This is a genomic window from Limnohabitans sp. JirII-29 (assembly GCF_003063395.1).
In the GTDB taxonomy this organism is placed as follows: Bacteria; Pseudomonadota; Gammaproteobacteria; order Burkholderiales; family Burkholderiaceae_C; genus Limnohabitans.
Map to the genome: position 1 here is coordinate 24,391 of NZ_NESB01000007.1, position 12,471 is coordinate 36,861.

Below are 12,471 nucleotides of genomic sequence, written 5' to 3' on the forward strand. Positions count from 1 at the left end.
CGCCCATGTGGGCAGCGTCAACTCGGGGTGTAGGCCAGGCGCACGTAGATGGGCGCAAAGGCCTCGGCTTGGGTGATGTCGATCAGGGTTTCTTTGGCCAGTTCGAGCAAGGCAATGAAGGTCACCACCAGCACGGGCACGCCCTGGCTGGGGTCGAAGAGTTTTTCAAACTCGACAAAACGCTGACCTTGAAGGCGACGCAGCACGATGCTCATGTGTTCGCGCACCGACAACTCTTCGCGTGAAATCTTGTGGTGCTGCACCAGCTTGGCCCGCTTCAAAATGTCGGCCCAGGCTTGCTGCAACTCCACCACATGCACTTCAGGAAAACGCGGTTGCAACGATTGCTCAATGTAGACCTGTGCGCGCAAAAAGTCGCGACCAAACTGCGGCACTTCGTTGAGCTTGGCTGCGGCCAGTTTCATTTGCTCGTATTCGAGCAAGCGACGTACCAGCTCGGCACGTGGGTCTTCAGGCTCTTGACCTTCCGCCACTTTCTTAGGGGGCAGCAACATGCGTGATTTGATTTCAATCAGCATGGCCGCCATCAGCAAGTACTCGGCGGCGAGCTCCAAGTTGCGGTTGCGAATCTCTTCCACATAGCTCAGGTACTGGCGCGTGAGCGCAGCCATGGGGATGTCGAGGATGTTGAAGTTTTGTTTGCGGATGAGGTACAGCAGCAAATCCAGCGGCCCCTGAAAGGCCTCCAGAAAAACTTCCAGCGCATCGGGTGGGATGTACAGGTCGTGCGGCATGGCGAACAGAGGTTCGCCATATAGCTTGGCCACAGCCACGTGGTCCACCACCTCGGGCATGACCGCAGGTGACTCTGCCGCTTCAGGCAGCGTGGTGTCGGAGGGGTTCACGCCAAAACCGTTTGGGGTTAGAGACAGCGCAACGCTCAGGCGTTGGTTTGGTAGACGTAGGGCTTTTGTGCCACGCGTGCTTCACCGAACTCGGCTTGCACGTCACGGTCTAATGCTTTGTCCCACAACAAGGCACGGCCCTCACGCTGCTGCGCTTCGAGCAGGGGCTTTTGGGCCTTGAGCTGCTCGATGAACTGGGTGGTTTCCGAGGTGTAGTGGTCACGCTGAAAAATAGACATGGGGCTTGTTTCCTTCAATTGCAATGATTTTACCGACCTGTGGCCAGTGCCAGGCCTTGGGCCAAGTCAGCCGCCAAGTCGGCGGGCGGCACCAAGGCCAGCAGACCGCTGCGTTGGGCAATGTCCAGGGGCTGGTGGCCCAAGCCACACACGATCAAGCGCACCTGCTTTTTGTGACAGGCCCGTGCCAGGGCCAACAAGGCGTCGGCACCGGAGGAGTCGATGTAGATCAGGTTTTTCAAATCCAGCACCAACGCGCGACGGGGCAACTGGTCTTGCATGGCTTCCACCAGTTTCACGGCACCAAAAAACAAGGCACCGTACAAGCGGTGGGCCTGCACTTCGGCTTCAAGGCCAGCCAGCATCGGAAAGTGCTGTGCCTGCACCTGCTCCGCGCGCGTCAAGCTGGAGATGCGGTAAATGAAGGTCAAGCACGCGGCCATCAGGCCCACCTCAACCGCCACGGTCAAATCCACCATCACTGTGAGCAAGAACACAGCGATCAGCGAGACGCGATAGGGCATGCGGAATTGGCGCAGGTGCACAAACTCGCGCCACTCGCCCATGTTCCAAGCCACGAACATCAAAATCGCTGACAGCGCGGCCAGCGGCACGCTGCCTGCCAAGGGGGCGGCCAACCACATGATCGCCAGCAAGGTGAGGGCATGCACCATGCCCGCGACGGGGCTGTTGCCACCGTTTTTCACGTTGGTCACGGTGCGGGCAATGGTGCCGGTGGCGGGCATGCCACCGAAGAAAGGTGTCACCAGGTTGGCAATGCCCTGGGCCATCAGCTCTTGGTTGGCGTCGTGGTGGTCGCCATAGGGCGAATCCGCCATCATTTGGTCTGCAATGCGTGCGCACAGCAGCGACTCAATCGAGCCCAGCAGGGCCAAGGTCGTGGCCGGGATCAGCAAAAACTTGGCCGTCTCCCAGCTGAAGGTGGGCAGTTGAAAGGCGGGTAAGGCGTTGGGAATGCGGCCAAAGCGTGAGGCGATGGTTTCAACGTCCAAGCCCAGCCAAGTGATGGCCAGCGTCGCCCCCACCAACACCACGATAGACCCTGGGACGATGGAGAGTTTTTTGCTCACGGCGTAGTGCGCGTGCAGGCGAGGCAATAGCACCTGCCACACCACCAACACGCCCAAGCACAGGCTGGCCAATGCCAGCGCCTGCACATTCACGGTGTGCAGGTTGGCACTCAAGGTGGTCAAAACGCCCAAAAAATCGGCGGGCACGCTGGCCACCTGCAGGCCCAAGAAGTCTTTGACTTGCGACACCATGATCAGCACCGCAATGCCGTTGGTAAAGCCAATCACCACCGCCACCGGGATGAAGCGAATCAAGGTGCCCAAACGCAAAGCGCCCATGGCCAGCAACATCAGCCCCGACATGGCAGTGGCGATCATCAAATTGGCGAGACCATAGCGTTCCAAAATGCCGTACACGATCACGATGAAGGCCCCCGCCGGCCCACCAATTTGTACCCGGCTGCCGCCCAAGGCCGAGATCAAAAATCCCGCAATGATGGCGGTGAACAAACCCGCTTCCGGCTTGAGCCCCGACGCAATGGCAAACGCCATGGCCAGTGGCAGTGCCACCACGCCGACGGTCAGGCCTGCGCCCACGTCTTGCATCAAGCGCTCACGGTTGTAGCCTTGCAGCGCATCGAGCACACGGGGACGAAAGAAAAACGATGTCGCCTTCATGCAGTTGCCTCCCACCATTGACGAATGTCGTCCAACACCGGGCGCATGGCCAAGGTCCACAGCAACACCGCCAAAGGCAGTGTGGTGATGTACCCCCAGGCCTTAAAGCCCCAGGCACCCGACAAGCCACCGACAAAAAAGCAGGCAATCAGCAAGGCTTGTAGGCGCAAGCGTTGGCGGTTGGCGCGCACATCGCTGGGTCCTTTGAGTCGGTTGACGTAGAGCCACTTGCCCAGTTCAATGCCGAGGTCAGTCACCAAGCCGGTGACGTGGGTGGTACGAATTTCGGCGTGCGATATCTTGGTGATCACGGCGTTTTGCAAACCCATCATGAAGCACAGCAGCAGCACGGTGAGTGGCAAGAACAGGCTGGCAAAGCCACTGATGGCAGCACCAAACAGCCCAAACACCAACAACGCCACCGACTCCACCACCAAGGGCAAGCTGTACGCGCTGCGCAGTTGCTTGCGCAAGCCCCAGTTGACCAAGATGGCGGTCCACATGGCCCCCATCAAAAACGCACACAAACTGCCCAGGCCCACAGCCACCAGCGCGAACTGCCCCAGCACAATGTCATCGGCTACTGACGACACGACCCCTGTCATGTGCGAGGTGTAACGCCCCACCGCCAAAAAACCGCCCGCATTGGCAGCCCCGGCAACAAAACTCAACACGGCCCCCAACCTGACGTTGGCCTGGGATGAGCGCACCACGCTCGTCCATCCGCGAATGAGTGGAAACATGGGGCTCAGTGAATCCGCATGCCGGGTTTAGCGCCTGGCCAGGGGTGCAGCACGTAGATGCCCGGTTCAACTTTTTCGTCGGCGTGGCTGGCCGCGAGCACCATGCCTTCTGACACGCCAAACTTCATCTTGCGTGGTGCCAAGTTGGCCACCATCACGGTGAGCTTGCCCACCAAGTCTTCGGGCTTGTACATGCTGGCAATGCCGCTGAAGACGTTGCGTGTTTGGCCCTCGCCCACATCGAGTGTGAGGCGCAGCAACTTGGTGCTGCCTTCCACCGCTTCGCAGTTCACGATCTGTGCAATGCGCAGATCAATCTTGGCAAAGTCGTCGATGGAGATGGTGGGGGCGATGGACTCGCCGCCAGGCCGCCCCAAGGCGAGTCCAGCCCCCTCGGGGGGCAGAGAGGACACGTCAGTGCCGAGCGTGGGGGCTCTTGAACTGCCACCGGGGATGAGTTTTTCCTCCACCACAGCCGGGGGTTCGAACAGTGCATCCAGCATCTTCACGTCCACGCGTTGCATCAGGTGCTTGTACTCGCCAATCGTGTGTCCTGCGCCCAAGGGCTGTGCGGCATTGGCAAACGTCAATGGCGCCACCTTCAAGAAAGCCTCCACCTGGCTGGCCAGGGCCGGCAGCACGGGTTTGAGCAGGGTGGTCAGGAGACGGAAGGCTTCAATGCAGGTGCTGCACACGTCTTGCAAGCGGGCCTCCATGCCCTCTTGTTTGGCCAACTCCCAAGGCTTGTTGGTGTCCACGTATTCGTTCACGCGGTCGGCCAGCAGCATGACTTCGCGCAGCGCTTTGGCAAAGTCGCGCTCGGCATAGTGCGCCGCAATCGGAGTCAGGCCATCGCTCAGGTGGCTCAGCAGCGCATCGCCGTCAGACGACACAGCGCCTAACTGGCCAGCAAAACGCTTGGTGATGAAACCTGCCGAGCGGGACGCGATGTTGATGAACTTCCCCACCAGGTCAGAGTTCACACGGGCCATGAAGTCTTCGGGGTTGAAGTCCACGTCTTCGTTGCGACCATTGAGCTTGGCCGCCAAGTAGTAGCGCAGCCACTCCGGGTTCATGCCCAGGCTCAAGTACTTGAGCGGGTCCAGACCCGTGCCGCGGCTCTTGCTCATCTTCTCGCCGTTGTTGACCGTTAAGAAGCCATGCACAAACACATTGGTCGGTGTCTTGCGGCCGCTGAAGTGCAGCATGGCTGGCCAGAACAAGGTGTGAAAGGTCACGATGTCTTTGCCAATGAAGTGGTATTGCTCCAGCGCTGGGTTGGCCATGTAGGCTTCGTAGTCAACGCCGCGTTTGTCGAGCAAGTTTTTGAGCGAGGCCAGGTAGCCCACGGGGGCGTCAAGCCAGACATAAAAATACTTGCCGGGTGCATCGGGAATTTCGATGCCGAAGTAGGGCGCGTCGCGTGAAATGTCCCAGTCGCCCAAGCCTTCGCTGGTGGTGCCGTCAGGGTTGGTGCGCACGCTGAACCACTCTTTGACCTTGTTGGCCACTTCGGGTTGCAGCTTGCCGTCTTGGGTCCAGTTTTGCAAAAACTCAACACAGCGCGGGTCGGAGAGTTGGAAGAAAAAGTGCTCTGAACTTTTGAGCTCAGGTTTGGCACCCGACAAAGCCGAGAACGGGTTGATCAAGTCGGTCGGGGCATACACCGCGCCACACACTTCGCAGTTGTCGCCGTACTGGTCTTTGGCATGGCACTTGGGGCATTCGCCTTTGATGAAGCGATCTGGCAAGAACATGTTCTTCTCTGGGTCAAAGAACTGTTCAATCGTGCGCGTCTCGATCAGCCCGGTGGTTTTCAGGTCGCGGTAAATCTGGCGCGCCAGTTCATGGTTTTCCGGTGCGTCGGTGCTGTGCCAGTTGTCAAACTGGATGTGAAAACCGTCCAGATAGGGCTTGCGACCGGCCGCAATGTTGGCCACAAACTGCTGCGGCGTGATGCCAGCCTTCTCTGCGGCAATCATGATGGGGGCGCCATGGGTGTCGTCCGCACCCACGAAATCGACCTGATGGCCCTGCATGCGCTGGTAGCGCACCCAAATGTCGGCCTGGATGTACTCCATGATGTGGCCGATGTGAAAGTTGCCGTTGGCGTAGGGCAGGGCGGTGGTGACAAAGAGCTGGCGCTGAGACATGAAGAGGAAGACCTTGGGGGGAAGGGACTAATTTTAGTTCGCTAGACTCTGGCGCATTCATATTTGGAGATCTCCCCCATGGCATTGACCGAGCAGGCGCTGAGTGCAGCCCTACAAACCGTGCTCGACCCCAACACGGGCAAAGACTTTGTGAGCACCAAGGCGCTCAAAAACCTGCACATTCAAGGCGACGATGTGTCGTTTGATGTGGTGTTGGGCTACCCCGCCAAAAGCCAAATTGCCGACATGCGCAAGCACCTGATTGCCGCTGCCAAAAGCGTGGCCGGTGTGGGCAATGTGTCGGTCAACATCACCACCCAGATCGTGGCCCATGCGGCCCAGCGCGGTGTGCAGCTGTTGCCACAAGTCAAAAACATCATCGCCGTCGCCTCTGGCAAAGGTGGCGTGGGCAAAAGCACCACCGCCGCGAACCTGGCTTTGGCCTTGGCGGCTGAAGGCGCCAAAGTGGGTTTGCTCGACGCCGACATTTACGGTCCTAGCCAACCCATGATGATGGGCATTGAGGGGCGTCCCGAAAGCGAAGACGGCAAGACCATGGACCCGCTGGAGAACTATGGCGTGCAAGTCATGTCCATCGGTTTTTTGGTCGACCAGGACGAAGCCATGATCTGGCGCGGCCCCATGGCCACCCAGGCGCTGGAGCAGTTGCTGCGCCAAACCAACTGGAAAGACCTGGACTACCTGATCGTGGACATGCCCCCCGGCACCGGCGACATCCAACTCACCCTCAGCCAGCGCGTGCCCATGACAGGTGCGGTGATCGTCACCACCCCCCAAGACATTGCGCTGCTGGACGCCAAAAAAGGCATCAAGATGTTCGAGAAGGTGGGCGTACCCATCCTCGGCTTGGTCGAGAACATGGCGGTTCACGTGTGCAGCAATTGCGGCCACATCGAACACATCTTCGGTGCCGACGGTGGCAAGAAAATGGCCGCGCAATACGGCATGGACTACTTGGGTGCTTTGCCCTTGAACATGCAAATCCGCTTGCAAGCCGACAGCGGTAAACCCACCGTAGTGGCCGACCCCGACGGTGAAGTGGCGGGTATCTACAAAGCTGTGGCACGTCAGGTGGCCTTGAAGATTGCGGCCAAGGCCAAAGACTTTTCGTCCAAGTTCCCCAGCATCAAAATCTCCAAAGACACCTGAGCTTTATTTGATGCAGCGCAACTGCACTATCGTGCATTTCGATTCGAAATTGCATTAAAGTGCAGGCATGTCACCCGCAGACGACGACACCAACCGCCACCCTTTTCTCACCACCTTGGGTGAGCGCGTGCGCACCTTGCGTGCGCGTCGTGGACTCACGCGACGCGCGGTGGCGCAAGCGGCCCATGTGTCAGAGCGGCACCTGGCCAATCTGGAATCGGGCACCGGCAACGCCTCCATCCTGATCTTGTTGCAGGTCGCACAAGCCTTGCAATGTTCGATTTTTGAGTTGTTGGGTGATGTGACCACCTCGTCGCCCGAGTGGCTGCTGATTCGTGAGCTGCTGAGCACCCGCAACGAGGCTGAACTGCGCCGCGTGCGTTTGCAGATTGGCGAGATGTTTGGCAGCCATGGCGACGAAAAAGCACGCAGCAACCGCATTGCCCTGGTGGGCTTGCGCGGTGCTGGCAAGTCCACCCTCGGCCAGCGCTTGGCCGATGATTTGGGCTTTCCGTTCATTGAGCTGAGCCGTGACATCGAAAAGTTTGCCGGCTGCAGCATCAGCGAAATCCATAACCTGTATGGCACCAACGCCTACCGCCGTTATGAGCGACGGGCCTTGGAAGAGGCGATTCAAATTTACCCCGAGGTCGTGATTGCCACCCCGGGTGGCTTGGTGTCGGACTCTGCCACCTTCAACGAAGTGCTCACGCATTGCTTCACCGTGTGGTTGCAGGCCAAGCCTGAAGACCACCTAGGGCGGGTGGCTGCCCAAGGCGACATGCGGCCCATGGCTGGTAGCCCGGAAGCGCTGGAAGATTTGAAGCGCATTCTGGAGGGCCGCTCAGCCTTTTACGCCAAGGCTGATTTGACGTTTGACACCAGCGCTCAGCCCTTGGATGACAGCTTTTTGGCGCTGCGTGTCCAAATCCGGCAAGCCCTCAAGTTGCCACTGTAAGTACCTACTCTCGTTCGAGTCATTGACATTCAAGGCGCCTTAGACAGCGTGCCTGTGCATCTGCACATTCAGGGTAAACATGCATAAAAATGCATTTGCAATAATTCAAAACATGCAATATGATGCACATCAATGCATTTCAAGCACCTATCGCCCAGCCCCTCACCGGAGACACCTCACATGAGCAACGCCATCACCGTCGACTACCAAACAGACCCCAGCCAGTACAAGCACTGGCACATGAAGTTTGAAGGCGAAACCGCCACCTTGCAGCTCAACATCAACGAAGACGCAGGCATTCGCCCGGGCTACAAGCTCAAACTCAACTCGTATGACCTCGGCGTCGACATTGAGTTGCACGATGCCCTGCAACGCATCCGTTTTGAACACCCCGAAGTCAAGAGCGTGGTGGTCACCAGTCTGAAAGACCGCATCTTCTGTTCTGGCGCCAACATCTTCATGTTGGGCCTGTCCACGCATGCTTGGAAAGTCAACTTCTGCAAGTTCACCAACGAAACCCGCAACGGCATCGAAGACTCCAGTCGTCACGATGGCCTGAAGTTCATTGCCGCGGTCAATGGCGCCTGTGCCGGAGGCGGCTACGAGTTGGCCTTGGCCTGTGACGACATTGTGTTGGTGGACGACCGTTCGTCCAGCGTGTCTTTGCCCGAAGTGCCGTTGCTCGGCGTGTTGCCCGGCACGGGTGGTCTGACCCGCGTGACCGACAAACGCAAAGTTCGTCACGACCATGCCGATATTTTTTGCACCAGCGTGGAAGGTGTGCGCGGCCAACGTGCGGTGGACTGGCGCTTGGTGGATGAAATTGCCAAGCCCGCCAAATTTGCCGAAGCCGTGCAAGCGCGTGCCGACCAATACGCGGCCAGCAGCAAACGCCCAGGTGCCGCCGCCACAGGCAAAGGCGTGAAGCTCACACCTTTGAACAAAACCGTGACTGCGGATGCGCTGACTTATGAGTACGTGCAAGTGGCGATTGACCGCGCCAAGCGCACGGCCACCTTCACAGTGCATGCGCCCAAGGTGGCCGTGCCGACCACGGTGGAAGGTATTGAGGCTGCTGGCATCCATTGGTACCCGCTGCAAATGGCACGCGAGTTGGACGACGCCATTTTGAGCATGCGCACCAACGAGCTCGATGTGGGCACTTGGTTGCTGCGCACCGCTGGTGACGCGCAGTTGGCGCTGCAATCCGATGCCGTGCTGGCACAACACCAGAGCCATTGGCTGGTCAACGAAACACTGGGCATGCTGCGCCGCACCTTGGCACGCATTGATGTGTCGTCACGCTCTTTGTTTGCGCTGGTGGATGAAGGCTCTTGCTTCGTTGGCACCTTGGCCGAGCTGGCTTTTGCGGCGGACCGCACCTACATGCTGGCTTTGCCCGATTCGCCCGACACAGCGCCACGCATGGCCTTGAGCGAACTCAACTTTGGGCACTTCCCCATGGTCAATCACCAGTCGCGTTTGCAACGCCGCTTCTACGAAGAAGTCACACCGCTGGAGAACGTGCGTGCCGTGGTCGGCCAAATGCTTGATGCCGACCAGGCACTGGCCCTGGGCTTGGTCACAGCGGCACCCGATGACATTGATTGGGCCGATGAAATCCGCATCGCCGTGGAAGAGCGTGCCGCCATGTCGCCCGACAGCTTGACGGGCCTCGAAGCCAATTTGCGTTTCTGCCAAAAAGAGTCGATGGAAACCCGCATTTTTGGGCGTCTGTCGGCATGGCAAAACTGGATCTTCAACCGCCCCAACGCCGTTGGCGAAAAGGGTGCCCTCAAGGTCTACGGCAAAGGCGAGAAAGCCGCCTTTGACTTGAACCGCGTCTAAGCCTGTTATCTACGATTCATCTGCAAGGTCTAACCAGGAGTTCCACATGTCAGCCATCAACTACAGCGAAAAAATCCCCAACAACGTCAACCTGTCCGAAGACCGCACGCTGCAACGTGCGCTCGAACATTGGCAGCCCAACTACCTGAATTGGTGGAACGACATGGGCCCAGACGGCTCGCAAGACTTTGATGTCTACCTGCGCACGGCGGTCAGCGTGGACCCACAAGGCTGGGCCCAGTTTGGCCACGTCAAGATGCCCGACTACCGCTGGGGCATTTTCTTGAACCCCGCCGAGCAAGACCGCAAAATTCACTTTGGCGACCACAAGGGTGAAGCTGCTTGGCAAGACGTGCCTGGCGAACACCGCGCCAACTTGCGCCGCATCATCGTCACGCAAGGCGACACCGAACCTGCATCGGTGGAGCAGCAGCGCCACTTGGGACTCACCGCACCCAGCCAATATGACTTGCGCAACCTGTTCCAAGTCAACGTCGAAGAAGGCCGCCACCTGTGGGCCATGGTGTATTTGCTGCACAAGTACTTTGGCAAAGACGGTCGTGAAGAAGCCGAGGGCTTGTTGGAGCGCAACAGCGGCAACGCCGACAACCCCCGCATCTTGCAAGCCTTCAACGAGAAGACGCCCGATTGGCTGAGCTTTTTCATGTTCACTTACTTCACCGACCGTGATGGCAAGTTTCAGCTCTGTGCTTTGGCCGAGTCATCATTTGACCCCTTGGCACGCACCACCAAGTTCATGCTGACCGAAGAGGCCCACCACATGTTTGTGGGTGAAAGCGGTATCTCGCGCGTCATCCAGCGCACGGTGGACATGATGAACCAGCTCAAAACCGACGACGTGGGCAAGCTGCGTGCGGCGGGCGTGATTGACCTGCCCACCATCCAGCGTTACATCAACTTCCACTTCAGCGTGACCATCGACTTGTTTGGCGCTGACCAATCGTCCAACGCCGCCACCTTCTACAGCTCGGGTCTCAAAGGCCGTTACGAAGAAGGCAAACGCACGGATGACCACACCCTGCGTGGCGAGCACTACAAGGTGTTGGTGGTGGAAGGTGACAAACTGATTGAAAAAGAAGTGCCCATGCTCAACGCCTTGAACGAGGTGCTGCGTGATGACTACATCACCGACTCTGTGGGTGGCGTGGAGCGCTGGAACCGCGTCATCACCAAGGCGGGCATTCCGTTCAAGCTGACCGTGCCACACAAGGCTTTCCACCGCAACATCGGTGCTTTGTCTGGCACCAAGGTGTCGCCCGATGGCCGTGTGGTGAGCGAAGCCGAATGGAACGCCAAAGTGGGCGAGTGGCTGCCAAGCGCCGAAGACCGTGCCTACGTGGGCAGCTTGATGGGTCGTGTGGTCGAGCCGGGCAAATTTGCCAACTGGATTGCGCCGCCTGTCATGGGCATCAACCGTCAACCGGTGGACTTTGACTACGTCCGTTTCAACTGATTGATTTGCGCTTTAATTCATGCCATGAACGCCACCACCGAACTCATTCAGCAGCATCTGATCGATCCCGAGATCTGTATCCGATGCAACACCTGCGAAGCCACTTGTCCGGTGGGGGCCATCACGCACGACAGCCGCAACTATGTGGTGCTCGCAGACAAATGCAATCTATGCATGGCCTGTGTGCCGCCTTGTCCCACGGGGTCGATCGACAACTGGCGCACCATGCCCAAGGCGGCGGCGTACAGCGTCGAAGAACAACTGGGTTGGGATGAGTTACCCACAGCGTTGAGCGAGGCCGAGCTTGCGGCCATGGGGGGTGACGTCAGCGCGCAAGACGCTGCACCAACCCCCAGTGCGGCATCGGTGGCTTCTGCCACGGCCACTGCGGGTGAGGGCACTGCGTTCAACTCGGGTGCATTCGGCGCCACCACCCCGCCTTGGTCGGCCGCCCATCCGTACACCAACTTGCATGGTCCCAAAGCGCCCGTGATGGCCACAGTGGTGGGCAATGTGCAGGTCAACGAGGCTGGCACGGCCAACGAAACCCACCACATCGTGCTGGACTTTGGCAGCATGCCATTTCCAGTGCTGGAGGGGCAATCGATTGGCATCATCCCGTCCGGCGTAGACGCCCAGGGCAAGCCCCACCATGCGCGTCAGTACTCCATTGCCAGTCCACGCAACGGGGAGCGGCCTGGCTACAACAACCTTTCGCTCACCGTCAAGCGGGTGGTGGAAGACCACCAAGGCCAGGCGGTTCAAGGCGTGGCCTCCAATTACTTGTGTGACTTGAAAACCGGCGACGCCGTGCAGGTGATTGGCCCCTTTGGTGCTAGCTTTCTGATGCCCAACCACCCCAAGTCCAACATCGTGATGATTTGCACGGGTACGGGCAGTGCGCCCATGCGTGCCATGACCGAGTGGCGTCGTCGCTTGCGTCAAAGCGGCAAGTTTGAAGGCGGCAAGCTCATGCTGTTCTTTGGCGCCCGCACACAACAAGAGTTGCCTTACTTTGGCCCCTTGCAAAAGTTGCCCAAAGACTTCATTGATATCCACTTTGCTTTCTCACGCACAGCCGGTCAGCCCAAACGCTATGTGCAAGACCTGATGCGCGAGCGCAGCGCCGATTTGGCGCACCTGCTCAAAGACCCCAACACTTGTTTTTATGTGTGTGGTTTGAAGAGCATGGAAGAAGGCGTGGTCATGGCTTTGCGCGACATTGCCAACGAAACCGGCCTAGGCTGGGACAACGTGGCACCTGTTTTGAAGCGTGAAGGGCGCTTGCATTTAGAGACCTACTGAGCAAGC

10 protein-coding genes are annotated in these 12,471 nt (G+C 58.7%); 5 read left to right on the plus strand and 5 right to left on the minus strand.

Annotated elements, in window-relative coordinates; genetic code table 11:
• Positions 1 to 17 precede the first annotated feature (17 nt).
• The 5 genes from B9Z39_RS11830 to metG all read right to left on the minus strand — a co-directional run bounded on the left by B9Z39_RS11830 (position 18) and on the right by metG (position 5,710).
• On the minus strand, positions 18 to 815 hold the full coding sequence (locus B9Z39_RS11830; RefSeq protein ID WP_100146486.1) for a ScpA family protein: 798 nt from the start codon (positions 813 to 815) through the stop codon (positions 18 to 20).
• Between the two features lie 86 nt (positions 816 to 901).
• Entirely contained in the window at positions 902 to 1,105 is a 204-nt protein-coding gene (locus B9Z39_RS11835; RefSeq protein ID WP_100146328.1) for a DUF3460 family protein, read from the minus strand.
• Between the two features lie 29 nt (positions 1,106 to 1,134).
• A complete protein-coding gene (locus tag B9Z39_RS11840; RefSeq protein ID WP_100146329.1) occupies positions 1,135 to 2,814 on the minus strand; it encodes a SulP family inorganic anion transporter in 1,680 nt (559 codons plus the stop codon).
• Positions 2,811 to 3,557, minus strand: coding sequence for a YoaK family protein (locus tag B9Z39_RS11845; RefSeq protein ID WP_100146330.1), 747 nt, complete (start codon positions 3,555 to 3,557; stop codon positions 2,811 to 2,813). The genes B9Z39_RS11840 and B9Z39_RS11845 overlap by 4 nt, the downstream gene beginning before the upstream one ends.
• Before the next feature lie 5 nt (positions 3,558 to 3,562).
• Positions 3,563 to 5,710 carry a methionine--tRNA ligase gene (metG, locus tag B9Z39_RS11850; protein WP_108301868.1) on the minus strand — a complete coding sequence of 716 codons (2,148 nt, stop codon included), beginning with the start codon at positions 5,708 to 5,710 and terminating at the stop codon, positions 3,563 to 3,565.
• Positions 5,711 to 5,788: 78 nt separating this feature from the next.
• Here metG and apbC point away from each other — a divergent pair, with 78 nt between their 5' ends.
• The 5 genes from apbC (at position 5,789) to boxA (ending at position 12,465) form a co-directional block, all read left to right on the plus strand.
• Positions 5,789 to 6,880 carry an iron-sulfur cluster carrier protein ApbC gene (apbC, locus tag B9Z39_RS11855; protein WP_108301869.1) on the plus strand — a complete coding sequence of 364 codons (1,092 nt, stop codon included), beginning with the start codon at positions 5,789 to 5,791 and terminating at the stop codon, positions 6,878 to 6,880.
• Between the two features lie 67 nt (positions 6,881 to 6,947).
• Positions 6,948 to 7,838, plus strand: coding sequence for a helix-turn-helix transcriptional regulator (locus tag B9Z39_RS11860; RefSeq protein WP_108301870.1), 891 nt, complete (start codon positions 6,948 to 6,950; stop codon positions 7,836 to 7,838).
• A 180-nt stretch (positions 7,839 to 8,018) separates the two neighbouring features.
• A complete protein-coding gene (gene boxC, locus B9Z39_RS11865; protein WP_108301964.1) occupies positions 8,019 to 9,686 on the plus strand; it encodes a 2,3-epoxybenzoyl-CoA dihydrolase in 1,668 nt (555 codons plus the stop codon).
• Positions 9,687 to 9,732: 46 nt separating this feature from the next.
• Complete coding sequence (boxB, locus tag B9Z39_RS11870; protein ID WP_100146334.1) at positions 9,733 to 11,160, plus strand: benzoyl-CoA 2,3-epoxidase subunit BoxB; 1,428 nt, start codon at positions 9,733 to 9,735, stop codon at positions 11,158 to 11,160.
• A gap of 24 nt (positions 11,161 to 11,184) precedes the next feature.
• Positions 11,185 to 12,465, plus strand: coding sequence for a benzoyl-CoA 2,3-epoxidase subunit BoxA (gene boxA, locus B9Z39_RS11875; RefSeq protein WP_108301871.1), 1,281 nt, complete (start codon positions 11,185 to 11,187; stop codon positions 12,463 to 12,465).
• The last annotated feature ends 6 nt before the right edge of the window (positions 12,466 to 12,471 follow it).

Coding starts and splice junctions, on each gene's coding strand:
- B9Z39_RS11840 (WP_100146329.1), bottom strand. CDS start 2,814: ATGAAGGCGACATCGTTTTTCTTTCGTCCCCGTGTGCTCGATGCGCTG.
- B9Z39_RS11835 (WP_100146328.1), bottom strand. CDS start 1,105: ATGTCTATTTTTCAGCGTGACCACTACACCTCGGAAACCACCCAGTTC.
- B9Z39_RS11860 (WP_108301870.1), top strand. CDS start 6,948: ATGTCACCCGCAGACGACGACACCAACCGCCACCCTTTTCTCACCACC.
- boxC (WP_108301964.1), top strand. CDS start 8,019: ATGAGCAACGCCATCACCGTCGACTACCAAACAGACCCCAGCCAGTAC.
- metG (WP_108301868.1), bottom strand. CDS start 5,710: ATGTCTCAGCGCCAGCTCTTTGTCACCACCGCCCTGCCCTACGCCAAC.
- boxA (WP_108301871.1), top strand. CDS start 11,185: ATGAACGCCACCACCGAACTCATTCAGCAGCATCTGATCGATCCCGAG.
- B9Z39_RS11830 (WP_100146486.1), bottom strand. CDS start 815: ATGCCCGAGGTGGTGGACCACGTGGCTGTGGCCAAGCTATATGGCGAA.
- boxB (WP_100146334.1), top strand. CDS start 9,733: ATGTCAGCCATCAACTACAGCGAAAAAATCCCCAACAACGTCAACCTG.
- B9Z39_RS11845 (WP_100146330.1), bottom strand. CDS start 3,557: ATGTTTCCACTCATTCGCGGATGGACGAGCGTGGTGCGCTCATCCCAG.
- apbC (WP_108301869.1), top strand. CDS start 5,789: ATGGCATTGACCGAGCAGGCGCTGAGTGCAGCCCTACAAACCGTGCTC.